Consider the following 16947-nt stretch of genomic DNA (forward strand, 5'->3'; position numbering starts at 1 on the left):
CCCCGGCGGCAAAGACTCGTCGCCGGGGAGGCGGCCAAAACGATAAATAAAAAGGCCGGGTAGCATCACGCATACCCGGCCTTTTTTTATGCTTAATCGACCCTTACACGACCATTCCCAGCAGCAGACAACCTACCAGGCCGCAGACTGAGATAATCGTTTCCAGCATCGACCACGATCTAATGGTCTCGCCGATGGTCAGGTTGAAGTACTCCTTGAACAGCCAGAATCCCGGATCGTTGACGTGAGAGAAAATCACGCTGCCGGAGCCCACGGCGATAACCATCAGCTCCGGGCTGACGCCGGTGGTGGCGATCAGCGGAGCCGCAATACCGCCCGCGGTAATTGCCGCAACGGTCGCCGAACCCAGCGCAATACGCAGAACCGCCGCAATTGACCACGCCATAAACAGCGGAGACATGCTGGAACCATGCATCATCGAGGCGATGTACTTATCCATGCCGCTATCAACCAGAACCTGCTTAAAGGCGCCGCCGCCGCCGATAATCAGCAGCATCATGGCGATGATTTTAATGGACGAGGTCAGCGTTTCGTTGATCTGTTCCATCGAGCGGCCGCGGTTGAGGCCAAAGGTAAACAGGGCAATCAGAACGGCGATCAGCGTTGCCATCACCGGGTCACCAAAGAATTCGGCGTATCTGAGGAACGCGTGGCCTTTCGGCAGCAGCATTTCGGCAACGGCACGCATCGCCATCAGCACGACCGGCACCAGAGAGGTCCAGACGCTGACGCCAAAGCCCGGCATCTCTTCTTCAGTGAAGGTCTTCGGGTTGTGCAGGCCTTCCGGAATCGGCTTATCGATGTTTTTCAGGAAGCGGGCGAAGACCGGGCCGGCAAGGATCACGGTCGGGATTGCCAGCAGCGTACCGTACAGCAGGGTTTTACCCATATCGGCGTGGAAGATCGTGGCGATCGCCGTCGGGCCCGGGTGCGGTGGCAGGAAGCCGTGAGTTACGGAGAGCGCGGCCGCCATCGGCACGCCGACGTACAGCAGCGGGATGCGGGCTGATGCGGCGATGGTGAACACCAGCGGCAGCATAAGAACGAAGCCCACTTCATAGAACAGCGCAAAACCGACGGTGAAGCCGGTCAGAACGACCGCCCATTGGATGTGCTTTTTGCCAAATTTAGCGATAAGCGTGGTGGCAATGCGCTGCGCGCCGCCGCAGTCTGCCAGCAGCTTGCCGAGCATTGCGCCGAAGCCCATGATCAGCGCGAGGCTGCCGAGGGTGCCCCCGACGCCGTTTTTGATGGATACGATGACTTTATCCAGAGGCATGCCCTGCATAAGTCCGACGGCGAGCGCCACCAGAATCAAAGCGATGAAGCCGTTCATTTTGAAGCGGATCATCAGCAGTAATAACAGGGCGACCCCGATAGCAACGATGACTAATGGCATAATTTACCTGGCCTTTCATTTGTTATGGGTAACGTAAAACTTCAATCTTGTTCCGTTTGCTCCGGGCGGGGATACAAACTGTATGGCGCCATAAAATCGACTATCACTTCTTATCAGAAAGGATAGCTGGCTATTTTTATAGCAGCGGAGCCTGAGAGAGATGATACGGGTAACATATGAAGGTTGAGAATCACCCTGGCGGTGAATATTTTAAATATGAGACTTAAGTCATACTCTTTCCCGGGTTTTTTGCACGTACGACTAACGATAGGGCGGGAGGGGTTGCGTCAGGAGGGAGCGGCCCGGCAGCAAAATACGGCCGGGCTGGGAGTGCGATATGGCGGACGGCTTAGTAGTAGGAGTGCTCGCCGCGCTGATGTTCGGTCAGATCGCGCACGCCTTTCAGTTCAGGGAATTCGGTCAGCAGCTGTTTCTCGATCCCTTCTTTCAGGGTAACGTCGACCATTGAGCAGCCGTTACAGCCGCCGCCGAACTGCAGAATCGCCAGGCCATCTTCGGTGATTTCCATCAGCGTCACGCGACCACCGTGGCCGGCCAGCTGCGGGTTGATCTGCGATTGCAGCATATATTCAACGCGCTCCATCAGCGGCGCGTCGTCGGAGACTTTACGCATCTTGGCGTTTGGCGCTTTCAGCGTCAGCTGGGAGCCAAGCTGATCGGTCACGAAGTCGATTTCAGCGTCTTCCAGGTACGGCGCGCTGAGTTCGTCGACGTACGCGGTCAGCTGCTCAAACTTCAGCGTCGTGTCGGTGTCTTCCACCGCATCCGGTGGGCAGTAGGATACGCCGCACTCAGCGTTTGGGGTGCCGGGATTAATCACAAATACGCGAATTTGTGTCCCTTCTTCCTGATTTACCAGCAGTTTGGCAAAGTGCGCTTGTGCAGCATCGGAAATACGGATCATAGCGTTGGCCTAATAGTTGACTATTTTACTGGGTTATAATACGCCCATCAGCAGGGGTCTACAAGGTACGGCACATACACCATACCTGAACCGTCGCGGCGCCGTTTCGCAAAAGCAGGCGGGATATCTCGGCGACGGTGCTTCCGGTTGTGACGACATCATCCACAATGGCGATATGGTGACCCCGAACCGACAATTCAAGCTGAAACGCATTTTTCAGGTTCCGTTTGCGTAACCTCGCGGTGAGCTGATGCTGAGTTGCGGTAGGGCGGCTGCGCCGCAGCGCGTCGCTGCACCAGGCGGCGCGCGTCCAGCGGGCCAGAGGACGGCATAGCAGATCGCTCTGGTTAAAACCTCGCCGCCATTGCCGCCGCTGCCACAGCGGGACGCCGACAATCCTGTCCGCCGGGGGCAGGCCTGCGCTCTGGCGGATACGCAGCAGCAGCAGGCGAGCCAGCGCCGGTGCCAGCTCCGGGCGGCGGGTAAATTTCAGCTGATGGATCAGGCCGCTTAGCGGCGGAAGGTAGTCGCTGACGGCCACCAGCCGCTGCCACGGCGGGGGATCCTGGATGCAGCGACCGCAGGGGACGCTGGCGGTGCCGGCGGGCAGGCCGCAGCGTGGGCATCGGGGCTGACGGGTGGGCAGCGATGCGCTGCAGCGGGAGCAGAATCCCCAGCTGGCAATGGCCAGCGGCATTTGGCATAGCCAGCATAAGCCGTGTGCTGTTAGCATATTTCCCCCTGATATCTGGTGAAAAGAGAACAATAGCTGATGAACGACATCTGGTGGCAAACCGTGGGCGAAGGGAAGTGTCATCTTGTGCTGCTGCACGGATGGGGGCTGAATGCCGGGGTGTGGGATTGCATTACGCCGCAGCTGGCTTCGCACTTCACGCTGCACGTGGTTGATCTGCCGGGCTATGGTCGCAGCAGCGGTTTCGGCGCGCTGTCGCTGGAGGAGATGGCGCAGCAGGTGCTGAAAAAAGCCCCTGAGCAGGCCATCTGGTTGGGCTGGAGCCTGGGGGGCCTGGTGGCAAGCCAGATAGCCTTACAGCATCCTCAGCGCGTGCTGGCGCTGGTTACCGTCGCCTCTTCCCCGAGCTTCAGCGCGCACGATGACTGGCCGGGCATTAAGCCGGAAGTGCTGAGCGGTTTCCAGCAGCAGCTCAGCGATGACTTTCAGCGCACCGTCGAGCGTTTTCTGGCCCTGCAAACGATGGGAACCGAAAGCGCGCGCCAGGATGCCCGGGCGCTGAAAAGCACCGTTCTGTCGCTCCCGATGCCGTCGATAGCGGCTCTGAACGGCGGGCTGGAAATCCTCAAAACCGCCGATTTGCGCCAGCCGCTGGCGGCGCTGCCGATGCCGTTCCTGCGGCTGTACGGTCGCCTGGACGGCCTGGTGCCGCGCAAAATCGTCCCTCTTCTTGATGCAATGTGGGAACAGAGTGAATCCATCGTCTTTGACAAGGCGGCCCATGCGCCGTTTATCTCGCATCCGCACGACTTCTGCCAGCCGCTGCTGGCGTTGAAAAACCGGTTGAGGAATTATTTTTAACAGAACGTGGTAAAAATCCGGGGCATAGCAATACTTAGATTGTTGCGGCAGATGATTATTTCATTTCATCTCGGCGGCCTAAAAAAACAACCTAATGGAGAGTAGAGGCTATGAAACTTATTACGGGTATTTTGACATCTCTGGTGATTGGAAGTCTGTCATTTGGCGCGTTCGCAGCGAAAGAAATTCAGAAAGACGAGGTCGCGACGATGAATCTGACCAAAGTCGGCAGCATCACCACCTCTAAAACGACCTCGCCGATGGATGCCAAGCGCGATCTGTCGAAAAAGGCGGATGAGCTCGGCGGTAAATACTTCGTGGTGATTGCCGGTAACAAAAACGAAAAAACGGTTCACGCTAACGCAGACGTCTACAAATAACCTGCGTCGACAAGTCATTCGCTAAGCGGGTCTCTCGACCCGCTTCTCAACCCATCAACCCATCAACGCAGCGACCACCACTCCGATAAGCAGGCCTTTCCTTCCGGGCAGCTTTTGCAGCTGCCGGAGAGGCAGCCCTCAGGGTCCTGGGCTACCCGCTGAACCTTACCCATGGCTTCGAGCCGGCTCAGCATCGCGTCAATCAGCGGCTGCGGCGCGTGCAGGCGGGCGCTGAGCTGCGCGGCCTCCATCCGCCCCTGCAGTGCCAGCATATCGCGTACTTCAATCAACGACGCCATCATCACTCCTTAGTGGCAATCGCCGGCCGGGCTCTGGCAGCACGACGACGGCGTTTTGCGCGTCGCCAGCAGCGAGATGTCGACCCGACTGCGCGCGCGACGGAGCAGGCCAAAGAGCACGACGTTGAACAGCACGACGGCAAGGATGCACACCAGGCTGTAGCGCGGGTGCTGGCTAAAGCTCACGGTTTGATAGTAGAGCGTGGAGAGCGAGTATGCGATATTCAGCCCCCACAGGATGGAGAACGACATCCAGCCGCGGCTCGATTCGCGGGCAACGGCGCCCATCACCGAAATACACGGAATATAGAGCAGGACGAAAATCAGATAGCTGTACGCCGCGGCGGCATTGCCGAATTTGCTGCTCATCACGCCCATGGCGCCGGTTGCCATTTCGCCATCGCCCTTGCTGGCCTCAATCGGGTTCGCCAGCACGCTGAGGCTGAAGGTGTCTTTCAGGCTCTGCCAGGTTTCATCCGCGGCCGCCAGCAGCTCATCGCCGAGGCTAAAGGTCTGCGGATTAAACGCTTCGTTTTGAATGTTTTCCGCGGTATAGAGCGTATTTAGCGTGCCGACCACCACCTCTTTGGCCATCGCACCGGTGAACAGCCCGACGGTTGCCTGCCAGTTGTCTTCATGAACGCCAATCGGCTTAAACAGCGGGGTGATGACCCGGCTGACCGACGCCAGCGCCGAGTCGTTAATGTTATCCACCAGCTTGCCGTTGAGCGAGAAGCTGTTCAGCGCGCTGAGGAAGATGCTGACGATCACGATGACTTTACCCGCCCGCAGCACGAAGCCTTTCAGGCGCTGCCAGGTCTGGATGACCAGGCTTTTGATATGCGGCACGTGATATACCGGCAGCTCCATTACAAACGGTGAAGCTTCGCCGCGCATAATGGTGTGCTTGAGCATCAGGCCGGTGAGGATTGCCATCACGATGCCGAGCAGGTACAGCGAGAAGACCGCCAGCGCGCCGTTTTGCCCGAAGAAGGCCGCGGCGAACACGGCAAAGATAGCCAGCCGCGCGCCGCAGGACATAAACGGCGCCATCATGATAGTCATCAGGCGCTCGCGCGGCGCATCCAGCGTACGCGCGCCCATCACCGACGGCACGTTGCAGCCGAAGCCGACAATCAGCGGCACGAAGGATTTCCCCGGCAGGCCCAGCGCCTGCATCAGGCGGTCCATCACGAACGCCGCGCGCGCCATATAGCCGGAGTCTTCGAGGAAGGAGAGGAACAGGTACATCATGCCGATCTGCGGCACCAGCGGCAGCACGGTGTTAATACCGCCGCCGATCCCCTGGGCGAGGAACACGGTCAGCCACTCCGGGAGATGCAGGGTATAGCCCAGCCACTGAATGCCGTGGATAAAGATGGCCACCGATCCGGCGTCGAATATTGGCTGCAGCGCGCCGCCGATGTTGATGGCCAGTAAAAACATCAGATACATGACGAACAGAAAAATGGGCAAGCCAAGTACCCGGTTGAGGATAATTTTATCCATCGCGGCGGTGAAGCGGCTCGGCTCGGCGGTCAGCGTGTTGCTGACGGCATCGCAGATGGCGGCAATGCTCTGGTAGCGGGCATCGGCAATATGCAGCGCCGGATCGTCAATCTCTTTGCCCAGGTTTGCAAGGGCGGCATCGAGCCTATCGGCGGCGTTGCCGGCATAGGCGCGGCTGTAGATATCGCCTTCCAGCATCTGCAGGCCGAGCCAGCAGCGCTGGCGCTGCGGAATCTCACTGGACATGGCCTGCGCCAGTTTTTCCGCCTCGCGCAGCAGCGGCTGCGGATAGTGCACCAGCTCAATCGCCCTGTTTTCCTGATGACGATCGATAGCCATCTTCAGGGCTTCGATACCGCGGCCGCGGGTCGACACCAGCGGGATAACCGGGCAGCCAAGGCGCGCTGAGAGGGCGTCGACGTCGATGCGGATTTTCTGCTTCTCGGCGATATCCAGCATGTTCAGGGCAACGACGCAGGGGATGCCCAGCTCCAGCAGCTGGAGCGTCAGGTAGAGGTTGCGCTCAAGGTTTGACGCATCCACGACGTTAATCAGCAGGTCGGCGTCGCCGCTGAGAATATAGTGACAGGCAATCTGCTCATCCAGCGAGGTTTGCGAGGAGATGGTGGTCAGTGAATAGGTACCGGGCAGATCAACCAGCGTGACCTGATTATCCGTGGTGGTAAAGGCTCCCTCTTTACGCTCAACGGTAACGCCGGCCCAGTTCCCCACGCGCTGGCGGGCGCCGGTGAGCTGATTAAATAACGTGGTCTTGCCGGAGTTAGGATTACCAATTAAACCAATGGTTAATTTTTTCATATTTCAGACTCTTATTGCCGGGCCGGCGTTATTGTGCAACCGCTTCCAGTTCTATTAGGTCGAGATCTTTTTTACGCAATACCAGGCTCACGCGCCGGGTTTCGATATGCACAGGATCGCCAAGCGGCGCCACGCGTACCACGTTAAAAGAAGAGCCAGGCAACATGCCAAGAGATAACAGTTTCTGCCGATAAGCCGGGCTTATATCGCGAGAGAAACCGGTAATTTTCCAAGCGCTATCAGGAGTGAATTGCATAGGGCCTACTTGTATATCGCTAACTGAACGAGAGTTTACCGTGCGCAGCGGCTGCGCGGCACCGGGGAGCATAGCCTACGAAGAAGAATAGAAACTGCAAATAATGATAATGAGAATAGTTTTTATCATCAATACATAACGGGCGCAATAATGGACTTTTGGCGGAAATTTGCTGTTTTTTTGATATGACTCAAGGTCTGTGCGGTAGCAATAAATAAGTTAAATATTACTTTTTTCAATTAATGTTTAATTAAGGTTTCATTGGTTAACGAAATGAAACTTTAATAAATAGAATTTCCGTCTGCGCTTATTAACAGCTTACTGGAATTTATCGAGCGCCGTTTGCGCAATATTGCTGCTTTGTCGGCGGGAGATTGCCCCCCGAGGCGGGGGGCAAAGAGGGGCTAGCGTTTTTTACCCATTGCCGCTGCCAGCGCGTCCATCATCGCGCTATTGCCGTTCGACTGGGCTTCACGGCCGCGCGGCTTCGCCGCTTTTGCCGGCGGACGATTGCCCTGCGGACGCTCGCCGCCGCCGCTGCGGCGCGAGTTGCTCTCGCCCGGCTGCTCATCCAGGCGCATCGTCAGGGCGATACGCTTACGCTGCAGGTCAACTTCCATCACCTTAACCTGGACGATATCGCCCGCTTTGACCACGCTATGCGGGTCTTCCACGAACTTGTTCGATAGCGATGAGATGTGTACCAGGCCATCCTGGTGAACGCCGATATCGACAAACGCGCCAAAGTTGGTGACGTTGGTGACCGCCCCTTCCAGCACCATGCCCGGCAGCAGATCGTTCATGGTTTCTACGCCATCAGCGAACTTCGCGGTTTTGAATTCCGGACGCGGATCGCGGCCCGGCTTTTCCAGCTCTTTGATGATGTCGGTCACCGTCGGCACGCCGAATTTCTCATCGGTGAACTCGCTGGCCTTGAGGTTGCGCAGCTCGCTGCTGTTACCCATCAGCTCTTGTAGCGCCTGCTGAGTGGCGGCCAGAATCCGCTCAACGATCGGATAGGCTTCCGGGTGAACGGTGGAGGCATCCAGCGGGTTATCGCCGTGGTTGATGCGCAGGAACCCCGCGCACTGCTCAAAGGCTTTTGGACCGAGGCGGCTCACCTTCAGCAGCTGCTGGCGGTTCTGGAACTGACCGTTTTCATCGCGCCAGGCGACGATGTTCTGCGCCATCATGCGGGTCAGCCCGGCGACGCGGGTGAGCAGCGGCACGGAGGCGGTATTCAGGTCCACGCCGACGGCGTTTACGCAGTCCTCAACCACCGCATCCAGCTTGCGCGCCAGCTGGGACTGGCTGACATCGTGCTGATACTGGCCGACGCCGATAGACTTTGGATCGATCTTCACCAGCTCGGCCAGCGGATCCTGCAGGCGGCGGGCGATAGAGACGGCGCCGCGCAGGGAAACGTCAAGGTCCGGGAACTCCAGCGCCGCCAGCTCGGAAGCCGAATAAACCGACGCTCCCGCTTCGCTGACAATCACCTTTTGCGCGGTGACCTTCGGGAACTGCTGCTGCACGTCGAGGAAGAAGCGTTCGGTTTCGCGCGATGCGGTGCCGTTACCGATAGCGACCAGCTCAACGTTGTGCTTTTGACACAGCCCGGCGACCGCCACCGCGGCTTTAGCCGCCTGGCCGGTATGCGGATAGATGGTGTCGGTGGCGACCAGCTTGCCGGTCCCGTCAACGACCGCCACCTTCACGCCGGTACGCAGGCCCGGATCGAGGCCCATCGTCGCGCGCAGACCCGCAGGCGCCGCCATCAGCAGGTCGTGCAGGTTGCGGGCAAAGACGTTAATGGCTTCATCTTCCGCACGTTCGCGCACGGTGCCCATCAGCTCGGTTTCGAGATGCATCAGGACCTTGATGCGCCAGGTCCAGCTCACCACCCCTTTACGCCAGCTATCCGCCGGCGCGCCGTTCAGGCGCAGGCCGAGATGGCTGATAATAATCTGCTCGCAGTGGCTCTCTTTCGGCGTCTCGTCGAACTGCGGGTCGGGATTCAGAGCCAGCTGCAGAATGCCTTCGTTGCGGCCGCGGAACATTGCCAGCGCACGGTGAGAAGGCACGGTTGAAATCGGTTCATGATGATCGAAGTAGTCGCGGAACTTCGCGCCTTCTTCTTCTTTCCCACTGACCACCGTCGCGACCAGATGCGCGTTCTTCCACAGATAATCGCGCACTTTTGCCAGCAGTCCGGCATCTTCAGCGAAGCGCTCCATCAGGATATAGCGCGCGCCGTCGAGGGCGGCCTTGGTATCCGCTACGCCGCCGTCGGCATTGATAAATTTGGCGGCTTCGGCTTCCGGATCGTGGGACGGGTCGTTCCACAGCAGATCCGCCAGCGGCTCGAGCCCGGATTCGATAGCGATTTGCCCGCGGGTGCGGCGCTTTGGCTTATACGGCAGGTAGAGATCTTCGAGCTCGGTTTTGCTCAGGGTGGTGGTGATGGCTTTTTCCAGCGCATCGGTCAGTTTACCCTGCTCGCCGATCGATTTGAGGATCGACTGGCGGCGGTCTTCCAGTTCGCGCAGATAGCCGAGGCGGGTTTCCAGATTACGCAGCTGCGTGTCATCCAGACCGCCGGTGACTTCTTTACGATAACGTGCAATAAACGGCACGGTGTTCCCTTCATCAAGCAGGCGAACGGCAGCTTCTACCTGTTCAGTCCTGGCCTGAAGTTCACCCGCAATAATGCGGCAGAGCGAATCATTCATCATGGCTTGGCTTCATCTACTGGATCAAAAAATCAGGGGATAGTTATACGGACTGGCACCGCAAAATGCCAGTCGCGGCGGAGGTCTCTCGGAATCTTCCGGGCATAGATCCGTGAGCAAAGCGGAAAATAAAATCGCCTGATGGTGCTGGGCTCTATTTGACGTATTCAATGTCGTTAACGTACCAGCTGGCTTCGCCGGCGGGCGTCTGGACGATAGCCAGGTCGCCGACCTCTTTTTTCAGCAGGGCGCGGGCCATGGGCGAGTCGATCGAGATATAGTCTTTGCGGCCGAAGATTTCATCGTAGCCGACGATGCGAAAGCGCTTGCTGTCGCCGCTGTCGTTTTCAATCTCGACCCACGCGCCGAAGAACACCTTGCCCTCCTGCTGCGGGGAGTAATCAACGATCTTCAGATGCTCAAGACATTTGCTCAAATAGCGTACCCGGCGGTCAATTTCGCGCAGGCGTTTTTTATTATACTGATAGTCGGCGTTTTCACTGCGGTCGCCGAGGCTCGCCGCCCAGGTGACTTTTTTAGTGACTTCAGGACGCTCTTCGCGCCACAGGTAGTCCATCTCTTTTTTAAGTTTTTCATACCCTTCACGGGTGATCAGCGGCGTTTTCATTAATCGTTCTACCTTCTGACTGTCTGGTATTGCGCAGGGTTCTGTGCGGCTGCGCACAATTCGTAGCGCGTAATAATACCGACAGGATAAATAATGTGTCTTATGATTAAATGTATACTTAAGCTGCTGTTAAATATGCTTTGTAACAATTTAGCCTGGAATATATACCAGATTTAGCTGGTGGCCGGCACGGGCTTTTTTGAGAATACGCACTGACAATTGCAGTGAACCTTTGGGAGTATAAACAATGCAAGAGAATTATAAGATTCTGGTTGTCGATGACGACATGCGCCTGCGCGCGCTGCTCGAGCGTTATCTGACCGAGCAGGGCTTCCAGGTTCGAAGCGTAGCCAACGCTGAACAGATGGATCGCCTGTTGACCCGCGAGTCCTTCCACCTGATGGTGTTGGATTTAATGCTGCCTGGCGAAGATGGCCTCTCCATCTGCCGTCGCCTGCGTAGCCAGAGCAACCCGATGCCGATCATTATGGTGACGGCGAAAGGGGAAGAAGTTGACCGTATCGTGGGCCTCGAGATCGGCGCTGACGACTACATTCCCAAACCCTTCAACCCGCGCGAGCTGCTGGCGCGTATCCGCGCCGTGCTGCGCCGTCAGGCGAATGAGCTGCCAGGCGCTCCTTCGCAGGAAGAGGCGGTTATCGCGTTTGGCAAGTTCAAGCTTAACCTCGGGACCCGCGAGATGTTCCGTGAAGATGAGCCTATGCCGCTGACCAGCGGTGAGTTTGCGGTGCTGAAGGCGTTGGTGAGCCACCCGCGCGAGCCGCTCTCCCGCGATAAGCTGATGAACCTTGCCCGCGGCCGCGAATACTCGGCGATGGAGCGCTCCATCGATGTGCAGATCTCCCGCCTGCGCCGCATGGTGGAAGAGGACCCGGCGCATCCGCGCTATATCCAGACCGTGTGGGGCCTTGGCTACGTCTTCGTACCGGACGGCTCTAAGGCATGAAACGCGTGCGCTTTTCGCCGCGAAGTTCGTTTGCTCGCACCCTGCTGCTGATCGTCACTCTGCTGTTCGTCAGCCTGGTGACGACCTATCTGGTGGTGCTGAATTTCGCGATCCTGCCGAGTCTGCAGCAGTTTAATAAGGTTCTGGCCTACGAAGTCCGTATGCTGATGACCGACAAGCTGCAGCTCGAGGATGGCACCCAATTGGTGGTGCCTCCGGCCTTTCGTCGTGAGATTTATCGGGAGCTGGGCATTTCGCTCTACTCCAACGAAGCGGCGGAAGATGCGGGTCTGCGCTGGGCGCAGCACTATGAGTTTTTAAGCCAGCAGATGGCGCACCAGCTCGGCGGGCCAACCGAAGTGCGGGTTGAGGTCAACAAAAGCTCGCCGGTGGTGTGGCTGAAAACCTGGCTCTCTCCGAATATCTGGGTGCGCGTCCCGCTGACGGAAATCCATCAGGGTGATTTCTCGCCGCTGTTCCGCTATACCCTGGCGATTATGCTGCTGGCGATTGGCGGGGCCTGGCTCTTTATTCGTATTCAGAACCGACCGCTGGTTGACCTTGAACATGCGGCGCTGCAGGTTGGGCGGGGCATTATTCCACCGCCGCTGCGCGAGTACGGGGCGTCCGAGGTTCGCTCGGTGACCCGCGCATTCAATCATATGGCCGCAGGCGTGAAGCAGCTGGCTGACGACCGCACGCTGCTGATGGCCGGCGTGAGCCACGATCTGCGCACGCCGCTGACGCGCATTCGCCTGGCGACGGAGATGATGGCGGCAGAAGACGGCTACCTCGCCGAGTCGATCAATAAAGATATCGAAGAGTGTAACGCCATCATCGAGCAGTTTATTGACTATCTGCGTACCGGTCAGGAGATGCCGATGGAGCTGGCGGACCTGAACTCGGTGCTGGGTGAGGTTATCGCGGCGGAAAGCGGCTATGAGCGCGAAATTGCCACCGACCTGCAGGCCGGAGAGATCCCGCTGCGCATCCATCCTCTGTCCATCAAGCGCGCGCTGGCCAATATGGTGGTGAACGCCGCGCGCTACGGTAACGGCTGGATTAAGGTTAGCAGCGGCAGTGAAGCAAGCAGCGCGTGGTTCCAGGTCGAGGACGATGGCCCTGGCATCAAGCCGGAGCAGCGCGAGCACCTGTTCCAGCCGTTTGTGCGCGGCGATAGCGCCCGCAGCACCAGCGGCACCGGCCTGGGGCTGGCCATCGTGCAGCGTATTATCGATAACCATAACGGTCGGCTGGAGATAGGTTCCAGCGAGCGGGGTGGGCTGTTGATTCGCGCATGGCTGCCGATCCCCGTCCATCGCGCCCTCGCGCCGGCGAGACAGAACAAAGAGAGCTGATAGCGCGTTGCGCCTGGCTGTCAGCCAGCGAAGCCGGGCAACGAGGCATAAAGTGAGGCATAAAAAAGCCGGGCAAAGCCCGGCTTTTTCTTAACGCGCGTTCACGCTTAGCGCTTCGGCCCTGCGGCAACCAGCGCTGCGCCCGCCGGCGTATCGGTATACTTCTCGAAGTTTTCCACAAACAGCTTCGCCAGCTGCTCGGCCTTTTCCTGCCACTGCTCCGGAGAACCGTAGGTGTTGCGCGGATCGAGGATATGGGTATCCACGCCCGGCAGCGCGGTTGGGATCTGCAGGTCGAACATCGGCAGCGTAAAGGTTTCCGCGTCATCCAGCGAGCCGTTAAGGATCGCATCGATGATCGCGCGGGTATCTTTAATCGAAATACGCTTGCCGGTGCCGTTCCAGCCGGTGTTCACCAGATAAGCCTGCGCGCCGGATGCCTGCATACGCTTGACCAGCACCTCCGCGTACTGCGTCGGGTGCAGAGACAGGAAGGCAGCACCGAAGCAGGCGGAGAAGGTCGGCGTCGGCTCCGTCACGCCGCGCTCGGTACCCGCGAGCTTAGCGGTAAAGCCGGAGAGGAAGTGGTACTGCGTCTGATCGGCGGTCAGGCGCGATACCGGCGGCAGTACGCCAAAGGCATCGGCCGTCAGGAAGATAACCTTGGTGGCATGGCCCGCTTTAGAGACCGGCTTAACAATATTTTCGATGTGATTGATCGGGTAGGAGACGCGGGTGTTCTCGGTCTTTGAGCCGTCATCGAAATCGATGGTGCCGTCCGGGCGAACGACGACGTTTTCCAGCAGCGCGTCGCGGCGAATGGCGTGGTAGATATCAGGCTCGGCGGCTTCGGAAAGCTTAATGGTCTTCGCGTAGCAGCCGCCTTCGAAGTTAAACACCCCGTCGTCGTCCCAGCCGTGTTCGTCATCGCCAATCAGGCGACGCTTTGGATCGGTGGAAAGGGTGGTTTTACCGGTGCCGGAGAGGCCGAAGAAGACGGCGACATCGCCTTTCTCACCGACGTTAGCCGAGCAGTGCATTGACGCGATGCCCTGCAGCGGCAGCAGGTAGTTCATGATCGAGAACATCCCTTTTTTCATTTCGCCGCCGTACCAGGTCCCGCCAATCAGCTGGATCCGCTCGGTCAGGTTGAAGGCGACGAAGTTCTCTGAGTTCAGCCCCTGCTCCTGCCACTGCGGGTTGGTGCATTTCGCGCCGTTCATCACGATGAAATCCGGCTCAAATACCGCCAGCTCTTCATCCGTTGGGCGGATAAACATGTTTTTGACGAAGTGCGCCTGCCAGGCCACCTCGGTAATAAAGCGTACGCTCAGGCGGGTGTCGGCATTGGCGCCGCAGAAGGCGTCAACGATAAACAGACGCTTGCCGGAGAGTTGATGGGTAACCAGTCCCTTCAGGTGCTGCCAGGTCTCCTGTGAGAGCGGCTTGTTGTCATTCTTGCCTTTACCCTTATCAGACCACCAGACGGTGTCACGGGTCGTATCGTCACGAACGATATATTTATCTTTCGGCGAACGGCCGGTGAAAATACCGGTATCGACAGCGATAGCACCAAGATTAGTTAATACGCCACGCTCATACCCTTCCAGATTGGGGTCGAGCTCCTCCTTATACAATGTGTCGTAGTCGGGATTGTGGACGATATCCTGGACGTCGTTGATACCATAAGCCTTGAGATCCTGCGGGGTTAAACCATTATTAACGCGCATGTCACTGCTCCTTAGCCAATATATACTGCTTTAAATTGTAGGGGTTATTGAGGGGTATAGACCGCGACCAGGCTCATAGATTTACGTATCTCGACAAACGCCTTGCTGACGGAAAACACGGTGACTCCTGTCACGAAACGGGTGGATTATCTCAGGAAATTGGCTATTGGTGGGGATAGATGTTTCTTAATGGTTAAAAAGTAATTAAAAAAACTGCCGAACTGTGAATGTAATCGCTTTCCTGAAAGAAAATTACGTAACCCTTTCAGTGGGAATCGATTCATCTCGCGCGTAAAAAAATTGACGCCAGGAGCGGCGGGGGAGAAAACCCCGGCGCAGCGCCTGGCGGAGGGGACGATTAGTGAACCTGGGGATCGGCCGGGGAAGCGTTATTGCGGATTTCAGCAATGTCCATGGCGTTGAAGAGATAGTGATTGCCGCAGTAATCGCAGTGCATATCAATTTCGCCTTCGTCGGCCAGGATGCTATAAATTTCTTCATCCGGCAGGGTCTTCAGCGCGCCCGCACAGCGTTCGCGGGAGCAGGTACATTTGAACTCCACGTTCTGCGGATCGTAAACCGTGACCTCTTCTTCATGATACAGGCGCCACAGGACATCGTTGGCCGGCAGGGTGAAAAGCTCCTCGGCCTTAATGGTCTCCGTCAGGGTCGCCAGGTGCTCGAAATCAGCGGCCTGAGCGTCCTGCGCCGGCATCACCTGCAGCAGCATGCCGCCGGCCATTGGTTTTCCATCATGTTCGCCGGTGCGGATGATCAGGCGGGTCGGCAGCTGCTCCGAGCGCTGGAAGTAATCTTCCAGGCAGGCGGCCAGGGTATCACCTTCCAGACCGACGACGCCCTGATAGCGCTCGCCCTCATCCGGAGAGATGGTAATGACCAGATAACCGTTACCCACCAGCGTTTTCAGATCGGCATCTTCCGGGATCTCGCCCTGGATGCGCGCAACGCCGCGCAGCTGCTGCTGGTTAGTGCCGTTAATCACCGCCAGAGAGAGGGGACCGTCACCCTGCAGCTGCACGGTAATATCGCCGGCAAACTTCAGCGTTGCGGTCAGCAGACTGGTAGCAACCAGCAGCTCCGCCAGCACGGTTTTGACCGGCTGCGGGTAGCTATGGTTAGCCAGAATTTGTTCCAGCGTTTCTGAAACGGTTACCAGCTCGCCGCGCACGGCATAGTTTTCAAACAGGTAACGATGTAATTGATCGTGTTGAGTCATAATAGTCTCTCTTGCTGGCAACAGCGCTGCCTGGGTTCAGGCCGTTATTCACTATCGCCGTGTTTAAATCTCATCAGGTCGCGGCGCTCTTTCTTGTCCGGACGTCTGTCGGGATGCGGCATGGTTAGCGCGTTCATTTTGCGCGCCAGCGCCATTTTTTCGCGTTTCTCGATGCTCTCTACCGTCTCTTCGTACAGCGCGACGGCTTCGCTGGCGGGCCGGCGCTGTTCAGTAATACCTTTTACGACGACGGTGCGTTCGTCGTTGCCCTGGCGTAGCGTCAGGGTGGCGTCCAGCTCGACGATTTTTCCAGGCTTGCTGCGCTGTCCGTTATAGTGCACCTTGCCGCCTTCAATCATCTCGCGCGCCAGCGCACGGGTTTTATAGATGCGGGCTGCCCAAAGCCATTTGTCCAGCCTGATGGCGACGACGGGCTTCTCTTTCATGGCCTCTCCTTATTGCGTCAGCGAGGGGATCAGGTGCCGGTAATCATTCATGCCAGGATGGCGGGCGTAGCGCTTTTCCGCCAGCCCGGAATCAGGATTGGTCACCCCAAGACAGTAGCGAATGCCGTACTGCGCTGCTGCATCGAGGATCGCCTCGTTGTCATCGACAAACAGCGTTTTATGCGCATCGAAGCCGGTTTCCTCAGCCACCGCACGCCACAGGCGCTGATCCTCTTTCGGATAACCAAATGTGTGGGTGGAAAGCAATAAATCAAGGTGTGCATCAAGGCCGGTGTGCTTGAGCTTGACCGCCAGGTTGTGGGGATGGGCGTTGGTCAGCAGGATCCGCCGCTTGCCGCTGGCTTTGAGAGCATCAAGGAACGGCACGGTATCTTCGCGCAGGGCGGCCTTCGGCCCCTGCTCGCTGGTCATCGCACGAATATCCAAATTCAGGCGCTCGCTCCAGTAGTCAAGACAGTACCAGTTTAGCGTATGCTGCACCGCGTGATACTCCTGGTGCATTGCTTCTCTGGCCTCCTGCAGGCTAAGGCCGCGGGCGGCTCCCCAGGTTTCCGGAACCAGCTTTTGCCAGAAATAGTTGTCGAAGGCGAGGTCGAGCAGGGTGCCATCCATATCCAGCAGAACGGTATCAACCTCCTGCCAGGCGATATCAAAGTGCATGGTGA

General features: G+C 57.9%; 16 protein-coding genes. 4 read left to right on the forward strand and 12 right to left on the reverse strand.

All coding sequences use genetic code 11. The features are described from left to right. Positions 1-103: 103 nt before the first annotated feature. From gntT to gntX, 3 genes are all read right to left on the reverse strand, one after another. Complete coding sequence (gene gntT / locus HCK03_RS01600; protein ID WP_135183879.1) at positions 104-1420, reverse strand: gluconate transporter; 1317 nt, start codon at positions 1418-1420, stop codon at positions 104-106. A gap of 349 nt (positions 1421-1769) precedes the next feature. Continuing rightward, entirely contained in the window at positions 1770-2345 is a 576-nt protein-coding gene (gene nfuA, locus HCK03_RS01605) for a Fe-S biogenesis protein NfuA (RefSeq protein WP_041143022.1), read from the reverse strand. A 58-nt stretch (positions 2346-2403) separates the two neighbouring features. Then, complete coding sequence (gene gntX / locus HCK03_RS01610) at positions 2404-3078, reverse strand: DNA utilization protein GntX (protein ID WP_167691062.1); 675 nt, start codon at positions 3076-3078, stop codon at positions 2404-2406. 39 nt (positions 3079-3117) lie between these two features. Here gntX and bioH point away from each other — a divergent pair, with 39 nt between their 5' ends. Together bioH and HCK03_RS01620 are read left to right on the forward strand one after the other, a co-directional pair. Continuing rightward, positions 3118-3900, forward strand: coding sequence for a pimeloyl-ACP methyl ester esterase BioH (gene bioH / locus HCK03_RS01615; RefSeq protein ID WP_167691063.1), 783 nt, complete (start codon positions 3118-3120; stop codon positions 3898-3900). A 110-nt stretch (positions 3901-4010) separates the two neighbouring features. Continuing rightward, on the forward strand, positions 4011-4280 hold the full coding sequence (locus HCK03_RS01620; RefSeq protein ID WP_041143019.1) for a YdgH/BhsA/McbA-like domain containing protein: 270 nt from the start codon (positions 4011-4013) through the stop codon (positions 4278-4280). Positions 4281-4342: 62 nt separating this feature from the next. On the opposite strand, the gene feoC is transcribed toward HCK03_RS01620, so the two are convergent. The 5 genes from feoC to greB all read right to left on the reverse strand — a co-directional run bounded on the left by feoC (position 4343) and on the right by greB (position 10523). Further along, positions 4343-4579 carry a [Fe-S]-dependent transcriptional repressor FeoC gene (feoC, locus tag HCK03_RS01625; protein WP_041143018.1) on the reverse strand — a complete coding sequence of 79 codons (237 nt, stop codon included), beginning with the start codon at positions 4577-4579 and terminating at the stop codon, positions 4343-4345. Between the two features lie 9 nt (positions 4580-4588). Then, complete coding sequence (gene feoB, locus HCK03_RS01630; RefSeq protein ID WP_115191745.1) at positions 4589-6907, reverse strand: Fe(2+) transporter permease subunit FeoB; 2319 nt, start codon at positions 6905-6907, stop codon at positions 4589-4591. A gap of 28 nt (positions 6908-6935) precedes the next feature. After that, positions 6936-7163: a ferrous iron transporter A gene (gene feoA / locus HCK03_RS01635; RefSeq protein ID WP_004868486.1), complete on the reverse strand. Its 228-nt coding sequence runs from the start codon at positions 7161-7163 to the stop codon at positions 6936-6938. A gap of 404 nt (positions 7164-7567) precedes the next feature. Next, positions 7568-9898: a Tex family protein gene (locus HCK03_RS01640; protein ID WP_167691064.1), complete on the reverse strand. Its 2331-nt coding sequence runs from the start codon at positions 9896-9898 to the stop codon at positions 7568-7570. A gap of 151 nt (positions 9899-10049) precedes the next feature. Then, on the reverse strand, positions 10050-10523 hold the full coding sequence (greB, locus tag HCK03_RS01645) for a transcription elongation factor GreB (protein WP_045854031.1): 474 nt from the start codon (positions 10521-10523) through the stop codon (positions 10050-10052). A 247-nt stretch (positions 10524-10770) separates the two neighbouring features. On the opposite strand from greB, the gene ompR reads away from it, so the two are divergent. Together ompR and envZ are read left to right on the forward strand one after the other, a co-directional pair. Beyond that, positions 10771-11490 (forward strand): osmolarity response regulator transcription factor OmpR, encoded by a 720-nt coding sequence (gene ompR, locus HCK03_RS01650; protein ID WP_001157751.1) that lies wholly within the window; start codon positions 10771-10773, stop codon positions 11488-11490. Beyond that, entirely contained in the window at positions 11487-12848 is a 1362-nt protein-coding gene (gene envZ / locus HCK03_RS01655; protein WP_041143014.1) for a two-component system sensor histidine kinase EnvZ, read from the forward strand. The genes ompR and envZ overlap by 4 nt, the downstream gene beginning before the upstream one ends. A 107-nt stretch (positions 12849-12955) precedes the next feature. Here the strand turns inward: envZ and pckA are convergent, their stop codons facing one another. The 4 genes from pckA to yrfG all read right to left on the reverse strand — a co-directional run bounded on the left by pckA (position 12956) and on the right by yrfG (position 16942). Then, positions 12956-14578, reverse strand: a complete 1623-nt coding sequence (gene pckA, locus HCK03_RS01660) for a phosphoenolpyruvate carboxykinase (ATP) (protein WP_148250747.1) — start codon at positions 14576-14578, stop codon at positions 12956-12958. Between the two features lie 358 nt (positions 14579-14936). Further along, positions 14937-15815, reverse strand: coding sequence for an Hsp33 family molecular chaperone HslO (hslO, locus tag HCK03_RS01665; protein ID WP_167691065.1), 879 nt, complete (start codon positions 15813-15815; stop codon positions 14937-14939). 44 nt (positions 15816-15859) lie between these two features. Then, positions 15860-16261, reverse strand: a complete 402-nt coding sequence (gene hslR / locus HCK03_RS01670; protein WP_041143011.1) for a ribosome-associated heat shock protein Hsp15 — start codon at positions 16259-16261, stop codon at positions 15860-15862. A gap of 9 nt (positions 16262-16270) precedes the next feature. Further along, the gene (yrfG, locus tag HCK03_RS01675) at positions 16271-16942 is read right to left on the reverse strand and encodes a GMP/IMP nucleotidase (RefSeq protein ID WP_167691066.1); all 672 of its coding nucleotides are present in this window, start codon (positions 16940-16942) and stop codon (positions 16271-16273) included. Positions 16943-16947 lie beyond the last annotated feature (5 nt).

Origin of the sequence: Klebsiella terrigena (assembly GCF_012029655.1) — a bacterium.
GTDB lineage: Bacteria > Pseudomonadota > Gammaproteobacteria > Enterobacterales > Enterobacteriaceae > Klebsiella > Klebsiella terrigena.

Excerpts from the sequence above, each read along its gene's own strand:
- gntT (WP_135183879.1), bottom strand. The coding sequence starts at position 1,420 with ATGCCATTAGTCATCGTTGCTATCGGGGTCGCCCTGTTATTACTGCTG.
- nfuA (WP_041143022.1), bottom strand. The coding sequence starts at position 2,345 with ATGATCCGTATTTCCGATGCTGCACAAGCGCACTTTGCCAAACTGCTG.
- gntX (WP_167691062.1), bottom strand. The coding sequence starts at position 3,078 with ATGCTAACAGCACACGGCTTATGCTGGCTATGCCAAATGCCGCTGGCC.
- bioH (WP_167691063.1), top strand. The coding sequence starts at position 3,118 with ATGAACGACATCTGGTGGCAAACCGTGGGCGAAGGGAAGTGTCATCTT.
- HCK03_RS01620 (WP_041143019.1), top strand. The coding sequence starts at position 4,011 with ATGAAACTTATTACGGGTATTTTGACATCTCTGGTGATTGGAAGTCTG.
- feoC (WP_041143018.1), bottom strand. The coding sequence starts at position 4,579 with ATGGCGTCGTTGATTGAAGTACGCGATATGCTGGCACTGCAGGGGCGG.
- feoB (WP_115191745.1), bottom strand. The coding sequence starts at position 6,907 with ATGAAAAAATTAACCATTGGTTTAATTGGTAATCCTAACTCCGGCAAG.
- feoA (WP_004868486.1), bottom strand. The coding sequence starts at position 7,163 with ATGCAATTCACTCCTGATAGCGCTTGGAAAATTACCGGTTTCTCTCGC.
- HCK03_RS01640 (WP_167691064.1), bottom strand. The coding sequence starts at position 9,898 with ATGATGAATGATTCGCTCTGCCGCATTATTGCGGGTGAACTTCAGGCC.
- greB (WP_045854031.1), bottom strand. The coding sequence starts at position 10,523 with ATGAAAACGCCGCTGATCACCCGTGAAGGGTATGAAAAACTTAAAAAA.
- ompR (WP_001157751.1), top strand. The coding sequence starts at position 10,771 with ATGCAAGAGAATTATAAGATTCTGGTTGTCGATGACGACATGCGCCTG.
- envZ (WP_041143014.1), top strand. The coding sequence starts at position 11,487 with ATGAAACGCGTGCGCTTTTCGCCGCGAAGTTCGTTTGCTCGCACCCTG.
- pckA (WP_148250747.1), bottom strand. The coding sequence starts at position 14,578 with ATGCGCGTTAATAATGGTTTAACCCCGCAGGATCTCAAGGCTTATGGT.
- hslO (WP_167691065.1), bottom strand. The coding sequence starts at position 15,815 with ATGACTCAACACGATCAATTACATCGTTACCTGTTTGAAAACTATGCC.
- hslR (WP_041143011.1), bottom strand. The coding sequence starts at position 16,261 with ATGAAAGAGAAGCCCGTCGTCGCCATCAGGCTGGACAAATGGCTTTGG.
- yrfG (WP_167691066.1), bottom strand. The coding sequence starts at position 16,942 with ATGCACTTTGATATCGCCTGGCAGGAGGTTGATACCGTTCTGCTGGAT.